21 protein-coding genes are annotated in these 20,447 nt (G+C 59.7%); 13 read left to right on the top strand and 8 right to left on the bottom strand.

Annotated features, from left to right (window positions below; genetic code table 11):
- Positions 1 to 175: 175 nt before the first annotated feature.
- Positions 176 to 3,658 carry an autotransporter outer membrane beta-barrel domain-containing protein gene (locus tag FIV05_RS06790; protein WP_173013790.1) on the top strand — a complete coding sequence of 1,161 codons (3,483 nt, stop codon included), beginning with the start codon at positions 176 to 178 and terminating at the stop codon, positions 3,656 to 3,658.
- A 188-nt stretch (positions 3,659 to 3,846) separates the two neighbouring features.
- Here FIV05_RS06790 and FIV05_RS31520 read toward each other — a convergent pair whose 3' ends face one another.
- Both FIV05_RS31520 and FIV05_RS06785 read right to left on the bottom strand, forming a co-directional pair.
- Entirely contained in the window at positions 3,847 to 4,014 is a 168-nt protein-coding gene (locus FIV05_RS31520) for a hypothetical protein (protein ID WP_173013789.1), read from the bottom strand.
- Between the two features lie 312 nt (positions 4,015 to 4,326).
- Positions 4,327 to 5,058: an FCD domain-containing protein gene (locus tag FIV05_RS06785; RefSeq protein ID WP_152509086.1), complete on the bottom strand. Its 732-nt coding sequence runs from the start codon at positions 5,056 to 5,058 to the stop codon at positions 4,327 to 4,329.
- Positions 5,059 to 5,207: 149 nt separating this feature from the next.
- Between FIV05_RS06785 and FIV05_RS06780 the strand changes: the two genes are divergently transcribed.
- Genes FIV05_RS06780 through acuI form a run of 3 tightly spaced genes read left to right on the top strand, consistent with a single transcriptional unit; the run spans position 5,208 to position 7,678 of the window.
- The gene (locus FIV05_RS06780; protein ID WP_209009883.1) at positions 5,208 to 6,023 is read left to right on the top strand and encodes a DUF2182 domain-containing protein; all 816 of its coding nucleotides are present in this window, start codon (positions 5,208 to 5,210) and stop codon (positions 6,021 to 6,023) included.
- 10 nt (positions 6,024 to 6,033) lie between these two features.
- Positions 6,034 to 6,660 carry a DUF1326 domain-containing protein gene (locus FIV05_RS06775; RefSeq protein WP_023002616.1) on the top strand — a complete coding sequence of 209 codons (627 nt, stop codon included), beginning with the start codon at positions 6,034 to 6,036 and terminating at the stop codon, positions 6,658 to 6,660.
- Positions 6,661 to 6,685: 25 nt separating this feature from the next.
- Positions 6,686 to 7,678 carry an acryloyl-CoA reductase gene (gene acuI, locus FIV05_RS06770; RefSeq protein WP_152509085.1) on the top strand — a complete coding sequence of 331 codons (993 nt, stop codon included), beginning with the start codon at positions 6,686 to 6,688 and terminating at the stop codon, positions 7,676 to 7,678.
- 70 nt (positions 7,679 to 7,748) lie between these two features.
- Here the strand turns inward: acuI and FIV05_RS06765 are convergent, their stop codons facing one another.
- Together FIV05_RS06765 and FIV05_RS06760 are read right to left on the bottom strand one after the other, a co-directional pair.
- Entirely contained in the window at positions 7,749 to 8,141 is a 393-nt protein-coding gene (locus FIV05_RS06765) for a hypothetical protein (RefSeq protein WP_023002614.1), read from the bottom strand.
- 518 nt (positions 8,142 to 8,659) lie between these two features.
- A complete protein-coding gene (locus tag FIV05_RS06760; RefSeq protein WP_152509084.1) occupies positions 8,660 to 9,565 on the bottom strand; it encodes a LysR family transcriptional regulator in 906 nt (301 codons plus the stop codon).
- Between the two features lie 98 nt (positions 9,566 to 9,663).
- Between FIV05_RS06760 and FIV05_RS06755 the strand changes: the two genes are divergently transcribed.
- The 8 genes from FIV05_RS06755 (at position 9,664) to FIV05_RS06720 (ending at position 15,401) form a co-directional block, all read left to right on the top strand.
- A complete protein-coding gene (locus FIV05_RS06755) occupies positions 9,664 to 10,278 on the top strand; it encodes an NAD(P)H-dependent oxidoreductase (protein ID WP_152509083.1) in 615 nt (204 codons plus the stop codon).
- A gap of 283 nt (positions 10,279 to 10,561) precedes the next feature.
- Positions 10,562 to 10,759 (top strand): 50S ribosomal protein L35, encoded by a 198-nt coding sequence (gene rpmI / locus FIV05_RS06750; protein ID WP_023002610.1) that lies wholly within the window; start codon positions 10,562 to 10,564, stop codon positions 10,757 to 10,759.
- 26 nt (positions 10,760 to 10,785) lie between these two features.
- Positions 10,786 to 11,145 carry a 50S ribosomal protein L20 gene (gene rplT / locus FIV05_RS06745; RefSeq protein ID WP_023002609.1) on the top strand — a complete coding sequence of 120 codons (360 nt, stop codon included), beginning with the start codon at positions 10,786 to 10,788 and terminating at the stop codon, positions 11,143 to 11,145.
- Positions 11,146 to 11,355: 210 nt separating this feature from the next.
- The gene (locus FIV05_RS06740; RefSeq protein ID WP_152509082.1) at positions 11,356 to 12,786 is read left to right on the top strand and encodes an alanine/glycine:cation symporter family protein; all 1,431 of its coding nucleotides are present in this window, start codon (positions 11,356 to 11,358) and stop codon (positions 12,784 to 12,786) included.
- A gap of 144 nt (positions 12,787 to 12,930) precedes the next feature.
- On the top strand, positions 12,931 to 13,458 hold the full coding sequence (locus FIV05_RS06735) for an MAPEG family protein (RefSeq protein ID WP_209009882.1): 528 nt from the start codon (positions 12,931 to 12,933) through the stop codon (positions 13,456 to 13,458).
- Between the two features lie 19 nt (positions 13,459 to 13,477).
- A complete protein-coding gene (locus FIV05_RS06730; RefSeq protein ID WP_152509081.1) occupies positions 13,478 to 14,134 on the top strand; it encodes a 3'-5' exonuclease in 657 nt (218 codons plus the stop codon).
- A 325-nt stretch (positions 14,135 to 14,459) separates the two neighbouring features.
- Positions 14,460 to 14,732, top strand: a complete 273-nt coding sequence (locus FIV05_RS06725) for a hypothetical protein (protein ID WP_152509080.1) — start codon at positions 14,460 to 14,462, stop codon at positions 14,730 to 14,732.
- Positions 14,733 to 15,080: 348 nt separating this feature from the next.
- Positions 15,081 to 15,401 (top strand): hypothetical protein, encoded by a 321-nt coding sequence (locus tag FIV05_RS06720; protein WP_139314091.1) that lies wholly within the window; start codon positions 15,081 to 15,083, stop codon positions 15,399 to 15,401.
- A 16-nt stretch (positions 15,402 to 15,417) separates the two neighbouring features.
- On the opposite strand, the gene FIV05_RS06715 is transcribed toward FIV05_RS06720, so the two are convergent.
- Both FIV05_RS06715 and ggt read right to left on the bottom strand, forming a co-directional pair.
- Positions 15,418 to 16,803 (bottom strand): multicopper oxidase family protein, encoded by a 1,386-nt coding sequence (locus FIV05_RS06715; RefSeq protein ID WP_152509079.1) that lies wholly within the window; start codon positions 16,801 to 16,803, stop codon positions 15,418 to 15,420.
- 107 nt (positions 16,804 to 16,910) lie between these two features.
- The gene (gene ggt, locus FIV05_RS06710; RefSeq protein ID WP_152509078.1) at positions 16,911 to 18,506 is read right to left on the bottom strand and encodes a gamma-glutamyltransferase; all 1,596 of its coding nucleotides are present in this window, start codon (positions 18,504 to 18,506) and stop codon (positions 16,911 to 16,913) included.
- Positions 18,507 to 18,640: 134 nt separating this feature from the next.
- Between ggt and FIV05_RS06705 the strand changes: the two genes are divergently transcribed.
- The gene (locus FIV05_RS06705; RefSeq protein WP_023002601.1) at positions 18,641 to 19,072 is read left to right on the top strand and encodes a heme-binding protein; all 432 of its coding nucleotides are present in this window, start codon (positions 18,641 to 18,643) and stop codon (positions 19,070 to 19,072) included.
- Between the two features lie 190 nt (positions 19,073 to 19,262).
- Here the strand turns inward: FIV05_RS06705 and FIV05_RS06700 are convergent, their stop codons facing one another.
- Entirely contained in the window at positions 19,263 to 19,763 is a 501-nt protein-coding gene (locus FIV05_RS06700; RefSeq protein WP_152509077.1) for a GNAT family N-acetyltransferase, read from the bottom strand.
- 19 nt (positions 19,764 to 19,782) lie between these two features.
- Positions 19,783 to 20,373 (bottom strand): polyhydroxyalkanoate synthesis repressor PhaR, encoded by a 591-nt coding sequence (gene phaR / locus FIV05_RS06695; RefSeq protein ID WP_023002599.1) that lies wholly within the window; start codon positions 20,371 to 20,373, stop codon positions 19,783 to 19,785.
- Positions 20,374 to 20,447 lie beyond the last annotated feature (74 nt).

The following is a 20,447-nucleotide window of genomic DNA, read 5'->3' as shown; positions in this document are numbered from 1 at the left end:
CACAGTTTTTGAAGATGTCGAATCAAAACATTAACCAATCCGGGAGCAAGAATAGCAGTAATTCGTTTTGTCCTGTTTCGATTACTCGCGATATGACGGCCGGCAAAGGCCGGCAGTCACCGGAAAGACCAGTTTCATGTGCTCCTTCCCCAAGTCCGCAGTACAAAGGCGGCTTATGCTGACCTCGGCACTCGCCGTCCCCGTCGTCTTCGGCTATGCGGGGCGCCAGGCCTACGCCGCCTGCAGCGCGCTTGGCGGTGGCACCTATCTGTGCTCGGGTACGCTGAGGACCACGCAAACCATCAACGCCGACCATGCCGACGTGACCATGGCTTCAGGCGCCTCCATCGACACAACCGGCGGCACCGGTAACGCCATCACCGTGACCGGGAACGGCGCCCTCAGCTTCATCAATACGACTGGCGGCCTCATCCAGGGCGAAGAAAACGCCATCGATGTCAGGTCAACAGGTGACGACGGCACAATCGAAGGGGCGGTGACCATCAATGTCACCGGGGACGTCAATGCCGTGAAAGGCCACGGCATCAATGCGCTCAATGAGTCAGGGTCGAGCGGGTCGATCACCGTCACTGCAGCCAGCGTCACCAGCGCGACAAAAGACGGCATCTATGCGCGCAACAGCACAACGGCCGGCCGCGATCTGACGATCACGACGACCGGTACGGTCTCTGGCGAAAAGAACGGCATACAGGCCAGAAATGACGGCACTGGCCGACTGTCCGTCACGACTGTCGACGTTTCAGGCGGATCGGGAAGCGGCATTTACGCATGGAACGAAGGCACGGACCTCAGCGTGCGCGCGACGGGTACAGTCACCGTCACGGGCGCCGGCTCAGAGCACGATGCAAGGGCAGGAGTCGTTGCCCGCAATTACGGTTCCGGATCCCTGACAATCGAAACTGTCGATGTTGTGGCAAGCGGCGACAGCGAAGTCGATGGCATCTTCGCAGACAACGCGTTTGGCACGGACTTGTCCATCTCCGCCACGGGAACCGTCACTGCTGAAAGCAACGGAATTACTGCGACGAACCGAGGGAGCGGAAGCCTCTCCATTACCGCCGCAGATGTCCGGGGCAGCGAAAACGATGGCATCTATGGCCTGATTGAGAGCACTGGCACCAACATGTGGATCACCGCCACCGGTGGAGTGTCGGGCGGGCGATACGGAGTATTCACCAAGAACGAAGGCAGTGGCGAGGTGACAGTGACCACCGCAACGGTGACGGGCGGGACAAAGGACGGCATATACGTTCGAAATTCGGCCAGCGGGACGGATATTACGATCACCGCAAATGGTCCCGTTACTGGCGAGGAAAAGGGCATCTACGCCCGCAACGACGGTACCGGAAATACAACTCTCACGGTCACCACTGCTGCTGGGGCGAAGAATGCCGGCATTCTGGCCAGGAACTTCAATTCCGCTGGGGACCTGACGATCACTGCAACAGGTACGGTTTCAGGTGCCTTATCAGGGCTCTTTGCCAGAAACTTCGGCACCGGCGCGCTCAGGATCACGACCTATGATGTTGAAGGTTTCGACGGTGATCACCCAAAAAACACGGCCAACGGCATCAATGTGGAGGCCCATGGTACGAGCCTCGCCATCACCAGCTCGGGTACCGTGAGCGGTACCGGGAGCGGTATTGCCGCGAGGAACATGGGAACCGGTTCCGCAACGATCAGCGCAGTGAACGCCACCGGCGGGGCCTTCGAGGGTATCTATGCCCTCACCAGTTTTACCGGCACGGACCTGACCGTAACCTCGACCGGCCGAGTTTCCGGAGCCACCTACGGCATCCGGGCCCAGAACGACGGCACGGGAACCACCACCGTCACCGCACATGACGTCTTGGGAACAAGCAAGGACGGTATCTATGCACGCGGCGCAAGTACAAGCGCCGACATCACCATTACCGGTTCGGTCTATGGCGGCCGGAATGGCGTCGGCCTGGACGTGGCCGGCCCCAACACGATCACCATCACCGGGACCGGAGCTCTCAGCGGCGGCGACAAAGCAATCAACACGACGCTGAATACGCCTGCCAGCGACGACACTGTTGTCAACTATGGAACGGTCACCGGCGACGTCGACCTGGGCGGAGGCACCAATTCCTTCGGCAACAGGTCAGGTGGCCTCTTCAAGAGTGCTTCAACCGTCAATCTTGGCGCCGGCAACACGCTGACCAACGAGGGCGACCTCTCACCCGGCGGCACCGGAGCGATCCAGACAACGGTACTGACCGGCATTTTCGTCCAGACCAGCAGCGGGACCTTTTCCGTAGACATGAACTCGGAAGCCTCGACGGTCGACCGGCTCAACATTTCCGGAACGGCGACGCTCTCAGGCAATGTGAAGGTTAATCCGCTGAACCTGGTCGACCCGACCAAGACCCTGACAATCCTGTCCGCGGCAGGCGGTGTCACCAACAACGGGTTGACCGCCAGGGACACCGTTGTGGTGGACTACACGCTTGTCTTTCCCAATGCGACGGACGTGGCCATCGGCAACCAGTATATCGACTTCTCACCCGTTGCTCCCGACGGCACATCGCAGCTCAGGACGCAAAACGAGCGCAATGTTGGCGCCAACATGAACGCAATCTACTCTGACGGCGGCGGTGCCATGCACGACCTGCAGTTGGAGCTGATGAAGATCGAAAGCATCGAGGCCTACCAGAAAGCCTTGGATCGGCTGCACGGCGAACATTACCTGGTACAGGTCGGGGCGGCGATTGGCAGCCTTCACAATTTCCGTGAATCCCTTTTGTCCTGCCCTTCCCGGCTCGATGGCGTCGCGGTTGCAGCCGCCGACGACTATTGCCTTTGGGGCCGGGTCCAGGGCCAGAGGGTCGATATTCGCCAAACCACGTCAACGATCGGCGGCGGAGAGACCAGTTACGGCTTTTCCGGCGGCCTTGAAGTGCCACTCGGCGACGGCATGCGGGTCGGTGTCGCCGGCACGGTAGAAACCAGCGAGCTTTCCACCAACAATTCAGGCACATCCGACGGCATGCGCTACACAATCGGCGCAAAGTTCGAAAAGACCTGGGGCGCGCTGGAGGCAAGTCTGGGTGGCTATGGCGGCCTGGCGCAATACGACACCGACCGCCAGGTCGGTCTCGGCTTTGGTACCGCCAGCAGTGATCAGATCATCTCATTTGCCGGGATCGTCTCCCGGCTGTCCTATGCGTTCGATACCGGTACGTTCCGCGTCGTGCCGATGGTCGACGTCGCTGCGACCCGGGTAGGCTTCGGCGACGTTCGGGAAACGGGAGCCGGATCCGCCAACCTCACCATATCTGGCAGCAACGACTGGATTCTGACTGCAACACCTGCTGTTGGTGTCATGGGCACGTTACACGAAAGCCCCGGTTACAGGATAAATGGCTCGCTGAAGACGGGTGTCAGCTTCTTTTCCAACAACGACTACCGCATCCATTCACGCTTCACTGAAGCCCCTTCGGGTGTTCCGAGTTTCGTAACCACGACCAAACTCGATACTACGGTCATGAATCTTTCCGCCGCACTCGAACTGCAGAAGGCCTCCGGCACTTCCTTCAAGCTCGCGTACACCGGCAGTTTCGGAAGCGTGAGCCGGAGCAACGGCGGATACCTAAGGGCAATCGTTCCATTCTGATAGCCGGTGCGGCCTGACTTCTTCATGCCAATGGCGGGATGCAGGCTGGCGGATGTGACACGGCCGAGCAAAGGTCACTCCAGGCCGGATAAAGGGCTGCGCACAGGGGATGCAGCCAAGCCGAGTGGCTTGAAACAGGTTTGAATGCGCAGGCAAAGGGCGCCTGCGCCGGACGTTTGTCGGTGGCCTTACGGCGTGACTGGCGTGTGCAGCGTCGTGACCGGGATGCCGGTGGCGACGGAGCCGTCGGTCAGGGCATGGCTGGGGTTGGCGGCCTTGGTGGCGGCGACACCGGCGAGGATCATGGCGACGACGGCGATGCTCCAGAATTTCATGGCACTGCTCCCTATGGTCAAGAGCGCTCCTGCCACGCAGGCGCAAGCTCTGTTCAGATCTGTACGCCCGGCCAAGTGTGACCGGGCGTACAAAAGCCGACCTTTTCAAACAGATGGCGCATCCGGTGACCGTCTCGGCAGACGTGGGAGGCAAATTCGCCACGATTCGAACTTCGACTTTCGTCTATATTAGACTTTAGGATGAGATTGAACAATGCCGTAGAGTTACTTATTATGCAAGTCTCTGACATGACTTGGCTTTTGGGCTTAGGCGCGACTGAAATCGCCTACCAGCTTCGCATGGATAAGGACAGACATCCCTGAAAAGGGTCGTTATGCGCTACGCGGCTTGCGCCTTTGCGCCGCCAGTTCGCGCGTATAGGCCGACAGGGCGTCCAGATGCTGCGCGGCGCCGGCGCTGTCGCGCGCGGCCAGCGCATCGGCCAGGGCCTGATGAAGATCGGCGATCCGTTCGCGGTCGCGCAGGCGGTAGACCAGCATGTTCATGAGTGGCTGCATTGCCTCGAAAGCAGCCGACAACTGGAAAACCAGGATCGGGTTGTCCGTTGCCCGTGCCACGGCCGAATGAAAGGCAACGTCCGACGCGCAAAAGTCCTCGTCGCTTGTGTCACGGTTTCTCTGCAGGGAAATTTCACGGGCAAGTTCGGACAACTGGTCGTCGGTGCGTTTTTCCGCCGCCAGCGGCAGCGCGGCAGCTTCCAGCGCAAAGCGGGCCTCGATGGCGTCTTCCAGCGGAATGTCGTTCATACCGATCAGGAGCCGCGTGGTGGTCATCAGGTTGTCCTGAGCTTCAGCCCAGGTCATGCGATTGACGAAAGCCCCACCGGAAGAACCCCGCTCGCTGCGGATAAGATTCTGGGCGGCAAGCCGTTTCAAGGCCTCGCGAACAGTCGACCGCGACACGCCGAAGCGCTCCGCCAGATCGGCTTCGCTCGGCAGGCGTTCCTCGCCGGCAAGCCGGCCTTCCAGAATGGCATTGCGGATGGCATTGGCGATCTGGACCGAAAGGCCCTCTTTTTGAATCGTGTTGAATTCAATCGCCAAAAGAACCTCCGAATTTTCGCCTGAACCCCGGCAAACCTAAAGAGACGACCCGGCACGGTCAAACAAATTGTTTAAATGTCTGACAATTAAATGTTTGACTTTTAGACACCGCCCCCGCAGCCTAGGTGAAAATTTATCGGGAGGATCGGGTGGACACCGTTGCGCGGCTCATGCCTGGCCACAGAGCGTTCTGGCTGACCTTTTATGCCACCATTCTGGTGGCCTGGGCCGTCCTGTTCGCCATGCAGGCAGGTGGCCTGAGGGACACCACGGACTGGCAGCTTACGGGGCTACCCATCGGGCAGCCGCTGGAGGCATTCCTGTCCCTGTGCTCGGCAACGGCCGCCAATGCCGGCTTCTGGGTCGCCGCCCTCATGTGGGCCCTGATGGCCCTGGCGATGATGGCACCAACAGCCTTTCCAGCTTTTCGCACCTATGCACAGCTGACACAGACAGCCGCCGCAGGCATCTTGCCGCTGGCCGCGCTTGTGGGTGGGTATCTGGCTGTCTGGCTCGGGTTTTCGCTTCTGGCCGGTTCTCTTCAGGTCTGGCTGGCGGGACAGAACCTGCTCGATCCATTCGGCAAATCCGTTTCCAACCCGTTGAACGCAGCCCTGTTGCTGCTGGCGGGGGCTTATCAGTTCAGCCGCCTCAAGCAGGCCTGCCTCAGCTCCTGCCGGAACCCGCTGACCTTTTTCTTCAGCCATTGGCAGCCGGGTGCCCGGGGCGGGCTTTCGCTCGGCCTCAGGCTTGGCGCCGTCTGCCTTGGCTGCTGCTGGGCATTGATGCTGCTCGCGTTTGTCGCCGGCACCATGAATCTCGCCTTCATGGGAGGCGCCATGGTGCTGATGACTCTGGAAAAACTTCCCGACATCGGCGCGAAACTTACCGCGCCGGTCGGCGTTTTCCTCATTCTGGCCGGACTGGTCGTTCTGGTTCTGCCGTTATTGCCAATAACCATATAGGGAGAAAATCATGTCCGGCTGGGCCATTAGAGGAGAACTGATCCTCAACTGCAATTGCACCGTCTTCTGCCCCTGCGTGGTGTCGCTCGGCAAGCACCCGCCCACAGAGGGTTACTGCCAGGCCTGGGCCGGGGTGCGCATTGACGAAGGCCATTATGAGGGCGAGGACCTGTCCGGGCTCAATGTCGGCCTGGTTCTGGAAATTCCGGGCCTGATGGCTCGCGGCAACTGGAAGGCCGCTGCCTATATCGACGAGCGCGCCAGCGAAGCGGCCTATGACGGATTGATCAAGATCTTCTCCGGCCAGGCCAAGGGCACCACCGGCCTGTTCCGGGTTCTGGTCAGCGAGTTTCTGGGCGCAGAGCGTGCCCCCGTCTCCTACACCAACGAAGGCAAGAAACGCCGCCTGATCGTCGGCAAGGCGATCAAGGGCGAGGTAGAGCCTGTGCGCGGCGCCAATCCGGACGAGGATATCGTCGTCAAGAACACCGAATACTGGATGGGTTCGGACATCACGGTCGCCACTGCCACGCAAGGCCGCGTGCGCGCTTACGGCAGGGTCTGGGATTTTGACGGCAGAAGTGCTGAAATCTGCCAGATCGACTGGTCCGGCCCGGCGGCGGAAGCCGCCGCCTGAAACCGAAGAGAAAAGGGAACAGCTCATGACCTTCAAGGCACTGATTGTCGACAAGGACGAAGACGGCAAAACCCACGCCTCGATTGAGAACATCGACGTGAGCCGCCTGCCGGAAGGCGATGTCACGGTTGCTGTCGAATATTCCACGCTCAACTACAAGGACGGCCTGTGCCTTGGCCCGGGAGGAGGACTGGTTCGAAACTACCCGCATGTGCCCGGCATCGACTTTGCCGGAACCGTCGAGGAAAGCTCCGACGACTGGTACAAGCCGGGCGACAAGGTGGTGCTGACCGGCTGGCGCGTCGGCGAAGCTTGGTGGGGCGGCTACGCCCAGAAGGCACGGGTAAAGGGCGAGTGGCTCGTCCCATTGCCGGAAGGCTTGACCACGCGCAACGCCATGGCCATCGGCACAGCCGGCTTCACGGCCATGCTTGCGGTCATGGCGCTTGAGGAGCACGGGCTGAAGCCTGAAAACGGGCCGGTTCTGGTCACCGGTGCCGCTGGCGGCGTCGGCTCCGTCGCAACCGCCATTCTGGCCAATCTCGGCTACGAGGTTGCCGCCGTCACCGGACGCGAGAGCACCTGGGATTACCTGAAGTCTCTTGGCGCCGCCCGCGTGGTGCCGCGCGATGACGTTGCCGAAACGGTCAAGCGCCCCCTGGAAAGCGAAACCTGGGCGGGCTGCATCGATGCTGTCGGCGGTCCGATGCTCGCACGTGTTCTCGGCCAGATGAAATACGGCGCATCCGTTGCAGCCGTCGGCCTCGCAGGCGGCGCCAATCTGCCGGCAACCGTCATCCCGTTCCTCCTGCGCGGCGTCAACCTGCTGGGCATCGACAGCGTCATGAAGCCGTATGACGGCCGCCTGAAAGCCTGGGAACGGCTGGCGAAAGACCTGCCGATGGACAAGCTGGAGGCGATGATCCATCCGGCAACCCTTGAAGACCTGCCGGCGCTTGGTGCCGACATCCTGAAAGGCCAGGTCAAGGGCCGTGTCGTCGTCGACGTGAATGCCTGAGACAATCCCTTGCCCGGGTGGACAATGCGTCTGCCCGGGCGAATTTCGTCACGGAAATGAATGCAGATCTTCAGGCAGCCGCAGCTTTTTCCTGTAAGCGCATGAAGTCGCGATAAGGCACCGGCCTGTAGCCAAAAAGCAGGTAATCGACCTTGTAGTGGTCGATCAGGGCCACATAGAGATCTTCCGCAATATCGACCACTTCAGTTTGCGGGTTCGCGTTTTCCCGTGGCAACGGCTTCTGGATATCGAGATCCTGCGCGAGCTGGGAAAGATCCATGTTCTCGAAACGGATCAGATAGTCCGGCGCCTTGTTGGAATGCATGTGCATTGTGTACTTGAACTGCGGCGGCACCACGAAGATCTGTTCGTTGAACATTTTCCGGAAGAAGGTCAGCGGGTCCCAGGTTGGCAGGTCAGGATACCGGCTGCGGAAGCTTCCGACATATTTTTCCCGGGTCATGAACCTGTATCCGGACAAGGCCCGGTCGATCGGATCTCGTACAGCAACAATAACCCTGTAGTCATTCCAGCATTCTACAGGTGTATTTGTCGTCGGGAATCCGTGATTCCAGACTTCTTCAAAGCCAAGCCAGTCTCTCAGGCTCGTACCAGCTACTTTGGGATTGTGTACAAAAACAATCTTTCGATCGTGGCATATGTTGGGATTCATATCCAAGGTTGTCCGAATTATTGTTCCGTAGCCTTAAAACAACATATTCACGACCTGATTCTCAAGAAAGAAATGTATTATTGGACAAAGTTTCACACTAAATAACACGTAAAGATTGAGTTTGGCGTTTTTCTTAGTGAAATTGCCATATATGAATTACCTCAATCGCATAAATCAGTTTATGAATTCAGAAATACGATCAAAATCATGAATATTTGAATTCGTAAACATTTCTGGATGTAAAAAACCTTCTTCATTTCGTCAAATTGGATAATTTATCTCAAAAAATCAGATCCTCTGATGTATAATCAATTCCCGGAACGTCCGAACTCTGTCTTCAGAAAATCGATCATCACCCGCACCTTGAGTGGCAGATAGGCCCTGCTCGGATAAAGTATCCATGCAGCGGTTTCGAAGTTCGCCGGAGCACACGTGTGGTCGGGAAAGAGATCGACCAGCCTGCCGTCCTTCAGGTCGTTCGCAATCAGCCAGTCGGCCAGCAATGCCGGACCAAGGCCAAGCCTGGCCGCTTCGCGTAGCGCAAGCGCACTTGAAATTGTCGTTCTGCCGGAAACTTCCACATCGAAGGGCGCGTCATCCCCAAGCCTGAAGCGCCAGGCATTGCGAAAATCCGGCAATGCAAAACACAGGCATTTTCGGGCAGTCAGGTCACACGGCACTTCCGGATGCCCTTCCCTTTCAAGATAGTCCTGCGAGGCCACCACCCGGTAATGGGTTTGCAGCAGCTTTGTGGAAATGAGATCGCCTTTCGGCGCCGCAGCCAGGCGGATAGCAAGGTCCAGTCCTTCGGCCAGAAGGTCGAGATTGCTGTCGGAGGGAAAAAGCTCGACCGAGATATCCGGGTACCGGTCGTGAAACACCGGCAGAAGCGGGACGATTCCTTCCAGCACGAAGGCAACCGACGCCGTCATGCGCAAGGTTCCCCTTGGCTGCTGGCTTCTGGCGGCAATGTCCTCGTTCGCCGCCTCGATCTCCTCCACAAGCGGCGCAACCCGCTGGAGATAGGCCTCGCCTGCCTCCGTCAGCGACAGCTTGCGCGTGCTGCGCTGGAAAAGCCGCTGACCAAGCTCCCGCTCGATTGAAGAAACCGTCCGGGACACATTCGAGGCATCGAGATCCAGCGCGCGCGCGGCAGCTGCCAGGCTGCCAAGGTCGCGAACGAGCAGGATTGTCTTGAGGGCTTGCAGATCCATTCATGCAGAATAAGCACGAATATCCTGTGAGCCACAGTATTTTTCCTCCACTCGCGCAGAAATAACCTTCGGGCATCGTCCAACCAGGAGATACCCGCATGACACTGCTTCTGCGCATCAATTCCAGTTCTCGCCAGACCGGCTCGCACTCCACCGCCATTGCCGATCATTTCGAGGCAAGCTACCGCCGCAAACACCCCGACTGCCGCGTGATCACGCGAAATGTTGCCGATGGTTCCATCCCGATCATCGGACAGAAGACCATCGAAGGTTTCTATACCGAGCCCGCCTCCATGACCGCAGACCTGAAGGAAGCGACAGCCCTTTCCGACGAGCTGATCGCCGAACTTCAGGAAGCCGACACCCTGTTGATTGCCGCGCCGATCTACAATTTCGCAGTTCCCGCGGCTCTCAAGGCCTGGATCGACCAGATCGTTCGTGTCGGGCACACATTTTCGTTTGACGGCAACAGCTTTCAGGGACTTGCAAAAACCCGGCGTGCGGTGGTGATTTCCGCCTATGGGGCCGAAGGCTATCTTGACGGCCAGCCCTTTGCCGCGGCCAACTTCGTGCAGCCTTACCTCAAGTTCCTGTTGTCGTTCCTGGGCGTTGAGGATATCCGCTTCATTGCCGTGCAAGGCACCGTCGCCGATCCTGAAAAGGCCTCTGCCAGCCTTCAGGCCGCCCGGCAGGAATGCGATCTGGCTGCCTGATCGGCCTTGCTGGCGAACACCGGTCTCCGCGGCGACTGCTTTTGCCACGGAGACCGTGCCGCAGATCTGGCCGAAACCGCCAAAAAAGGCGCGCAAACCGGTTGCATTCCAAGGAAAGCTCCCATATAAGCGCCCGGTCCAGAGTCGTCCGGCTCGTCGTGGACTGGTTTTCTGTGTTCTTGCGCAGACCGTTTTCGACAACCGAGGGCATGCCGTGTCGGCTCTGAATGCACCAACAAAAGAGTATCCGTTCTGAACGGATGCACCAAGGAAAGGATGCAAAATGCCCAAGCTGAAAACGAAGTCCGGCGCCAAAAAGCGCTTCAAAGTGACCGCGACCGGCAAGGTGAAGACCGCGCAGGCCGGCAAGCGTCATGGCATGATCAAGCGCACGAACAAGTTCATCCGCAACGCCCGTGGCACCACCACGCTGAGCGACCAGGATGCAAAGATCGTGAAGCAGTTCCTGCCCTACGCATAAAGCCAGCCCCGAAGGAGATCACCTAAATGTCACGCGTCAAACGGGGCGTTACCGCCCACGCTCGCCACAAAAAAGTAATCAAGGCAGCAAAAGGCTATTACGGCCGCCGCAAGAATACCATCCGCGTTGCCAAGCAGGCCGTCGAGAAAGCCGGCCAGTACGCTTATCGCGACCGCAAGGCCAAGAAGCGCAACTTCCGTTCGCTCTGGATCCAGCGCATTAATGCGGCAACCCGCCAGCACGGCATGACCTATGGCCGCTTCATCGACGGTCTGAACAAGGCCGGCATCGAAGTCGACCGCAAGGTTCTGTCCGACCTCGCCATCAACCAGCCGGATGCCTTCAAGGCCCTGGTTGATCAGGCTCAGGGCGCTCTGGCCGCTTAAGGCAGGCTTCCCGATCCGATTTGAAAAACGCGGTTCATTCGAGCCGCGTTTTTTGTTGCCTGGTGGCTGCCTATCAACTCGGCAATTCAAAGCTGCATTTTCAAGCAACTCTCTTTTTTATTGCAAACCCCGGAAATTGAAGCCTACCCTTCCGGTTCCGATGAGGCTGACCCTTCGTCAGCCTTGCGGAAAACAAGGAGGGTTGGATCCATGCAGCTTGTCGAGGCGTTCTTCGCCCTAATCGGCGACCTGACCTGGGGGTGGGCACTCATCCCGTTTCTCGTCGTCATTGGCATCTTCTTCACGGTCGTTACCGGTTTCGTTCAGCTACGCTTCTTCCTGCGTATGTTCCGCGTATTGTCTTCCAAGAACCAGTCGGGTGATCCCAACGCGATCTCTGCCCGCGAAGCGCTGCTTCTGTCTGTCGGCGGCCGGGTTGGCGGCGGCAACATCGCCGGCGTCGCCGTGGCGATCACGCTCGGTGGCCCCGGTGCGGTCTTCTGGATGTGGGCCGTTGCCCTTGTCGGCATGGCAACCAGCCTGATCGAGTGTTCGCTCGCCCAGCTCTACAAGCGCTCCACCGGTGACGGCACGTATCGCGGCGGACCCGCCCGCACCATCATCCATGGCCTTGGCGCCGATTACCGCTGGCTTGCAGTGCTTTATGCACTCTGCCTCATGGCCTCGTTTGCCTTCGGCTTCAACGCCTTCCAGGGCAACACCGTGGCGGGCGCCGCCGAAGAAAGCCTCGGCATCGGCCGGCTGTGGACGGGCATTGGCCTGACTGTGGTGACCGGCCTCATCGTCTTTGGCGGCATCCACCGTATTGCCAAGGCAGCGGACGTCATCGTGCCGATCATGGCCGTCGGCTATATCGGCATGGCGCTCGTGATCATCCTTCTCAACATCACCGAAGTTCCCGGCGTCATCTACACCATCGTTCTCAACGCCTTCGGGCTGGAAGAGGTGGTTGGCGGCGGCATGGGCGCAGCCCTTGCGCAAGGCCTGCGCCGCGGGCTGTTCTCCAACGAAGCCGGCCTCGGCTCGGCTCCCAACGTTGCCGCCACGGCGGAAGTCCGCCACCCGATCAGCCAGGGCATCACCCAGTCCTTCTCGGTCTTCATCGACACGATGATCATCTGCACCTGTACGGCGCTGGTCATCCTTCTCGGCGATGTCTATGTGCCGGGTGCAGAAGGCGTTGACGGCGTGGTCCTGACCCAGCAGTCCCTTGCCTCCCACCTCGGTGGCTGGACGAGCTATTTCCTGACCGGCGCGGTGCTGCTCTTCGCGTTCAGCTCCATCATCTACAACTACTACCTCGGCGAAAACGCCCTCAGTTCGATGACATCCAGCACCATGGCCCTGCACGTTCTCAGGGTCGCCGTGATGGGCGTCGTGTTCCTGGGGGCGACGGCACCGAATGCAACCTCGGTGTTCTTCTTCTCCGATCCGCTGATGGGCGTCCTGGCGGTCGTCAACCTACTGGCTCTGATGATGCTGTTCCCGACAGCCAAGCGGATCCTGGACGACTTCAAGAGTCAGCTTCGGGAAGGTGTGGCCCGACCGGTGCTGAACCCTGACAACTTCTCGGATCTCGACATCGACCGCAGCGCCTGGACCGGCAAGGCGCCGGACTGACGGGCTCAAAGACGATCACTTGCACTGGCGCGGCCTCCTGGTCGCGCCAGTCTGCCTGCGCCGGGGCCTGCCAGCACTTTTCTTTTGAAGCCCGGTGTGGTCCTGTTCCAGTATCGGTTCAGTCAGCAAACCCGAGGCAGCAGGTTGCCCCTGACAGCGAAACAACATGGTGTCATGAAGGGCATGATCGCGGCGGTAATCGTCGCGGCCACCGGGCTCGGCTTCGGCGCCGTTCAGTATCCGCAGGACTGGCTGCCGGACGGCTCGCCGCAAGCCCGCCTTACGCTCGCCGCCCAGTGTCTGCTGGCCGGCGCTTTCTGGCTGCTTTTGTCGATAGGCCTCCTGGCGCGGCATCGCTTTTTCACACCGGAGGATATCGACGGCAGCGGACTGACCTCTGGCACCGAAAAGGCCAAGGTGTTGCAGGCCGTGCTCCAGAACACGCTGGAACAGACCACGCTGGCCGCCCTTGCCTACATCGCATTCGCAGCACTTGCCCCGGCCGGGTATCTTGGCGCTTTGCCTGCTGCTGCTCTGCTGTTCTGGTGCGGACGCGCTCTGTTCTGGAACGGTTATGAAAAAGGCGCTGCCGCCAGGGCCTTCGGCTTTGCCCTGACGTTCTATTCAACCGTTCTTCTGTTTCTGGCCGCCCTCGCTTTTTCCTTCTTTTGATCGGACGGATCTCTTTTTCATGCATCACGTGATCATTTACGACTGCGAATATCTGACCGCGCCCGGCGCCATGAGCCGGCAATGGTGCGGGCCACTGGATCCGGATCCGAATGTCGCCCAGATTGGCGCGGTGAAACTCTCGCTCGGGGGCAGTTTTGACATTCTCAAAACCTTCAATGTCCTGATCAAACCGAGGGACAGGTTTGGTAGGCACCCGACGGCAGATCCTTTCTTCACCGAACTGACCGGCATAACCCAGGCGGACATCGACCGCGAAGGCATTGCCCACGCCGACGCATTGGAAAGGCTCGCAGCCTTCGCAGAGGGGGCGAATTTCTGGTCCTGGGGCAAGGACGAACTCACCCTTCTGGCGATCAGTTCCTATATCGAAGGCCTGACACCACCTATCCCCGCCCACCGCTTCGGCAACGCCATCGGCCTAATCTTGAATGCGGGCATTCCCTTTGAGGATATGGGCAAAATGACGAGTGGACGCCTGGCGGAATATTTTGACCTGAAGACACCGGACGGGCGGCAACACGACGCTCTCGACGATGCCATGTCGGTTGCCGTGAGCCTGCAGCATCTTCTGAGGAGCGAAAAACTGACCGCCGAAGACTTCGCTCTGCCACTCGCGGTCCGGCTGCCAGAACTGTCGGAACACCGTTCAGCCTGAGTCCTCCACTCGCACGCCAAACCTGATTCCCTTTGCCGTCAGGACTTGCCCCTGCCTGCAACGGGCCGGTTCCGGTTACCACCGCTATCCCCGCTTCCCACTGAAAAGTGTCCGATTTTGCGCCACTGCATTAACGATTATTAATGCGGATCGGCGGTTTTCTGCGGACAAAAAGTTAACAAGAGGTTAACGTGGCACGGTGATTGCGACGTTTCAGGTGAGGCAGCCTTGGGCGTGCCATTCTGAAACAATGAGGCGTTAAATCGTGCGAGTTAACCCGGTTTCTTCTGCAGGTCGTGCCAATGTGAGGCGGAAGCGTCCCTCCGTGGGAGAGACGGAATCCGAGCGGCAGGCGACCTTTGCCACGCATCTTCCCGTTCCCGTGGAACCGGAGCTTGAGCGCGAGCAGATTGCTTTCAGCGCGCGCTACCGCCCGAACTCTATTTTCCTCGCCCATCTGATCGCGACTCGAGATGGAGAGCCCCAGACAAGGTTCCGCAGGCAAACAGAACCTCTCACCGGCGTGAACTCCTATCGGGCAACTGCTGCCCTGCCACGCCAGCGCCCTGCCGGCCGACTGCTCAAGACCGAGCGCTAGGCCAACCTGTTTCAAAGTTCCAGAAGTACCACTGGAGACCTTCAACCCGGGGCATTGCTCCGGGTATTTTTTTGGTTTGCACCAGCATGTTTCAGGTGAGGATCCTGGAGGGGCATATCAGGCGGACAGCACAGGCTGGAGGCTGAAGCACCGCGCCAAATGACGGCATCGGGAACAAATTCTGCTGACAACCGTTACCCTTAGACAGCAGCGGGCAAACCCCTCACCCGTCAAAGTGTGACGCGCGTCACATTTTTCTGTTGTCAGAGACCCTATATTGAAAAACAGATCCGGACTCCCCGGACCTCCGAAAGACTGGCCACGGACTGGCCCACCCCGGAGACTGAAATGCAAGTAAGACCCGTATCGGCCATCCATCCCATGCGCATCCGGCAGAAGCCGGTAACCGCGCCGACTGAAAGAACCGGCTTCGGTTCGACGTCAAACGGTCAGTTTGGCGCTCTGGATGCCGTCCCTGCGCATCTCGCCGCACAGGCTTCTCAGCGCGACGCCTATTACGGCGCCCATGCCGAATATGCCACCCAGCTTTTGGCCGGAGACTCGTTTGACGAGCAGACCTGGCTGGAGCGTCGGCAGCATGTCGCGCAATATGCATCCGCCGCCGAAGACGGCGACGAACGCTCCTACACGATCTCCCTGTCTGCCTGACCTGTCAAAAAAACGCTCAGGCTTCCACACGCAGGAAACCGGCGAGGCCGGTTTTCTGGTGTTCGATCACATGGCAATGGAATGCCCAGTCGCCCGGATTGTCGGCAACCAGGGCCACTTCCATGGTTTCTTCTTCCAGAAGCAGCGCGGTATCCGTCACCAGCGGCGGCAGCTTGCGCTTGTTCGACCGCAGCAACTGGAACGACATGCCGTGCAGATGGATCGGATGATCGTTTGGTGACTCGTTTCGGAAGCGCAGGATGTAGGACTTGCCGTGCCGCATGGTCGCCAGCGGATCGAACGGCCCAGGCACATCCCCGCCCCAGGCCACCCGGTTGATCGACCAGAAGGTATAGCCGAGCGAACCACAGATGCTGGCCTGCGGCGCATCCCCGGCCGGAGACCAGCCGAACACGAAATCCAGAACCTCGGCATTGGCAAGGTCTGCCTGTGGCACCGGGTTCGGCTTGAGCGGCCTCAGTTCGCGCAGGTCCCTGCCGGCTGTCGTGCCCTTGGGCTGGAACGTCGCCAGCACCTTGTCGCCATTCGGCTTTTTCAGAACAAGCGTGGCGACCTCGTCTTCACTGTCCGGAACACGCAGGGCAACATCAGCCCGCTGGCCGGGCGCAAGCACGATTTCGTCCATCGCCACCGGCTGCGGCAACGGGTTGCTGTCGATCGCGATCACCAGCGCCTCGGCACCGGAAACTGTATATCTGCCGACCCTTGTGAGATCGGTGACAGCCAGACGCAGACGCACGAGAGAGCCTGCGGCTAGTTCATAAACGGGCTGTGGTTGCCAGTTGACTGTCGAAACGGTTCCGAGAGTGCCGCCTCGCGCGGCATTGCGAGGCTTGTAGAAGGCAATGAACTGGCCGTCGCCTCCAAGCCGGAAATCACGAATGTTCAGTGGCAGGTCGCTGTCGAAGCCGGCATCTTCCTCATCTTCCACCACGATCACCCCGGTCATTCCCCGGGCAATCTGTTCCAGCGTGTTGCAATGCGGGTGGTACCAGAAGGTGCCGGCGTCAGGCGGCGTGAACTCGTAGCGGAACGCGTTTCCCGCCTCGATCGGATATTGGGTCAGATAGGGTACGCCATCCATGTTGTTGGCGATCCTGAGCCCGTGCCAATGCACCACCGACGCTTCATCAAGCGCGTTCTTCACGTCGATCGTGGTGGTCTGTCCCTTGCGGAACCGAAGCACCGGTGGCGGGCCACTGGGGCTGAAGCTCATCATGTCAGCCGTGACCGTTTCCGGCAGCACGGAATGATTGAGCCTTGAAAGGGTCAGGCTGTGCTCGGCGGCCAGTGCCTGCCTGGCACCAAGTCCACCGGCTGCAAACGCCGTCAGCGCCCCGGCGCCGCCAAGCAGGATCTCCCGCCTCGAAAATCCGGGCATATTGAAAACCTCATATGATTATCGGCGCGTCCAACCGCACCAAACACCCGTGAGGCGGCGATCACAAGGTTCAAATTGACGCGGTCAGGAGGCCTGCCGAAGCCGGATCAGTAGCCTCCGGCATGCCCATCCTTGCGCGGATCGGAGCCTGCGGTCAGCAAGTGCCGGGCCTTGTCGATCATGATGGCCTGGGACCCGCCGATCGGGCCGGACGCCGGAACGACGGAATGGCCCAGCGCGCGAAGGCCGTCCAGCGTGGACGGTGGCACCAGTCGTTCCGCCTGCAGTTCGTGGCTGGCGATGTCGAAGAACATGCGCGGGAAGTCGATGGCGGCCTGAACATCCATGCCATAGTCGATGATGTTGGTCAGCACATGTGCATGGCCACAGGCCTGGTAGTGGCCACCCATCACGCCGAACGACAGGAATGGCGCGCCTTCTTTCAGCACCATCGCCGGGATGATCGTATGCATCGGCCGCTTGCCGCCGTCGATGGAATTGGTATGTCCCGGTTCGGCCCGGAACGAACTGCCGCGGCAATGCAGCAGCACACCGGTTTCCGGAGCGACAATGCCACTGCCGAACCCGCTGAACAGGGAATTGATGAAGGAAACCGCAAGTCCGTCCCTGTCGACAATCGTCAGGTAGACCGTATCCGTCTGCGGAGCCAGCGCACTTGCCGGAACCGAGTCCATCCGCTTGGTCAGCGACACCTGCCGGGCAAGCTGGTCGATATAATCCGCGCCGATCAACCGTGTGTGGCAGACATCCATATAGCCCGGGTCGGTGATGAACTGCTCCCGAACGCCATAGGCCAGACGCGCGGCTTCCATTTCCAGGTGGAAACGTTCCGGACCGAGCGGATCAAGGCTTTCGAGGTCGAATTGTTCCAGAATACCGAGCATGATCAGGGCAACGATCCCCTGCCCGTTTGGCGGCAATTCGGCCACCGTGTGGCCCTTGTAGTCCCTCAACACCGGTGAAACCGCTGTCGTATGGCAAGCGGCCAGATCGTCCTGGGTCATCAGCCCGCCGCGCGACTGCAGCGCGCTCACGATGTCGTCGGCAACCGGGCCGGAATAGAAGGCATCCGCCCCGCCCTCGGCAATTGCCGAGAGAGTGTCTGCCAGACGCGGATATTTCAGAACCGTGCCGGTTTTGGGTGCTTCGCCCTTGATCAGGTAGCGCGCGGCCGAAACCTCGTCGGCGCGCAGCTTGTCGACATCCCCGGCCCAGTCGCGCGCGACACGCGGGGCAACCGGAAATCCGTCGCGGGCATATTGAATTGCCCGCTTGAACAGGGATTTGAAACTCTTGGTGCCATGCGCCTTCAGCAGCGTTTCCCAGGCCCGAATGGCACCGGGTACGGTCACGGCATGCGGCGATGTGTCGGTGATGTCCTTGACGCCGAGCTCTGCAAGCTTTTGCGGTGTCGCGGCCCGCGGGGCTGCGCCTGAACCATTGAAACCCGTCAGACGTCCATCCGGCTCCATGACAATGGCAAAACAGTCGCCGCCGATACCGGTCATATGCGGTTCGACAACACATTGAACGGCAACTGCCGCGATCGCCGCGTCAACCGCATTACCACCTGCCTGAAGCACTTCCAGAGCCGCGCTCGTTGCCAGCGGATGAGAGGTCGCAGCCGCTGCTTCGCGTGCAAAAACCGGGGACCGGCCCGGGGCCTGAAAATCACGCTTCACTGAATTCCTCCTGGCCGAAGTGTCTTTCTTTCCGAATCGCAGCAATAGCTTCTCGGGAATGCCGCCTATTCGCCAATGCCATGTTCTGTTAGCAAATCGGTATCGCGGTCAGCACCTTAAGGAGAAGTGGGAAAATGCGCAAACTGACATTATCAACGGCAGAGACCATCATTTCCGCCGCTTTTGAAAAAGCAGCCGAGCTGAATCTGAAACCGCTTACCGTTGCTGTCCTCGATGCGGGTGGTCATGCCATCCTGCTCAAGCGGCAGGACGGATCCTCGATCATGCGTCCGCAGATCGCCACGGGCAAAGCGATCGGTGCACTCGCAGTCGGCACCGGCACCAGATGGCTGAACGCCAATGCAGAGTCCCGTCCGCATTTCGTCAACGCTCTGAACGGCGTTTCCGGCGGTGCCATCGTACCGGTGCCCGGCGGCGTTCTGGTGAAGAACGACGAAGGCGAAACCCTTGGCGCTGTCGGCATTACCGGCGACACGTCCGACAACGACGAAGCCTGCGCAGTCGCCGGCATTGCCGCTGCAAGCCTGGTTGCCGACTGCGGCTGAGGGAAGGACCGGATCTGCCTTCTTTCAAGAAGCCTCACCTACCCTTCACCTCATCCTGAGGAGGGCCGATAGGCACGTCTCGAAGGATGGGCTGCAAACACAAGAGCAAGCGGCCCATCCTTCGAGACTCGAGTGAGCTCGCTCTTCGGGATGAGGCTTTATTTTGACGGCGGTCCGGGCTGACGCCCGTTCAGACCGACCCCAGGGCCTTGCGATAGATATCCAACGGCCCCGAAGCCGATTGCAGTGTTTTGACCTGCTGCCAATTCCGCCTGAGGACGAGCGACCCGGCCGTTGCCGTTGCGGTCAGAATTTCCGGAAATCCGATCCTGGCGGCTTCCCGTTCTGCGGCAGCGATCAGCTTGATGCCGACACCTGCTTTCCGGAAATCGCGATGGACAAGCAATGCGGTCAGCCAGGCGCCGGGATAAAGGTCCGACCCCGGCGAGGTGTCGCGCAGGGAGACCGTTCCCAACGGCCTGCCATCTCGGTCCAGCGCGACCAGACAGCGCGGCAGGCGAGCATTTGGCAGAAGGCACCTTTCCAGATCTTCCCGCGCATCGCCGGGTTCCCCCGGGCCATACCAGTCGGCCCATTCCTCGACGAACCACGTCTCGAGGATTTTCAGCAACACGGGATCATCGCCAAGCGCAATGATGGCGACGTTCATGCGGTCCAGATCACGGCTCATTGCAGGTCGCGTAAACGCCTCAGGACTTTTCGCTGAGCTGGTTGATCTTTTTCTGCATGTCTTCCAGCTGGCGCTTCATGTCATCGAGATCGTTCCCGCCGGACTTTGCCGGCTTGGCCTGGCTCGCCGGGTTGGCAGTCGCAGCCGGATCTCCCCCTGCGGCCGGAAAGGGCATGAACATCTTCATGGCCCGCTCGAACATCTCGGTGTTGCGCTTGACCTGGTCCTCGATGGCCTCGAACGCCGTTGCGCCGAAAGCTTCGCTCATTTGCGAACGCAGCTTTTCCTGCTCCTTGGTGAGCGAGGTCATGGAATATTCCAGGAAGCTCGGCACGAGGCCCTGCATGCTGTCGCCGTAAAAACGGATCAACTGGCGCAGGAACGTGACCGGCAGAAGATTCTGCCCCTTGCCTTCCTGTTCGAAAATAATCTGGGTCAGGACCGACCGGGTAATATCCTCACCGGACTTCGCGTCATAGACGACAAAGTCCTCCTCCCCCTTCACCATCACCGCCAGGTCCTCAAGCGTGACGTAGGTGCTGGTGCCCGTATTGTACAGGCGCCGGTTGGCGTATTTCTTGATGATTGTCGGCTCGTTGGTCTTGGCCATCCGTGAATTCCGCCTATCAGCCTTGTGGCTAGTTTCCCATTTGACGACAAGGCTTTCGCAGGCCTGTCATCTCC

Origin of the sequence: Labrenzia sp. THAF191a (assembly GCF_009363335.1) — a bacterium.
Lineage (GTDB): Bacteria > Pseudomonadota > Alphaproteobacteria > Rhizobiales > Stappiaceae > Roseibium > Roseibium algicola.
This window is presented reverse-complemented; position numbering and strand designations above follow the sequence as displayed.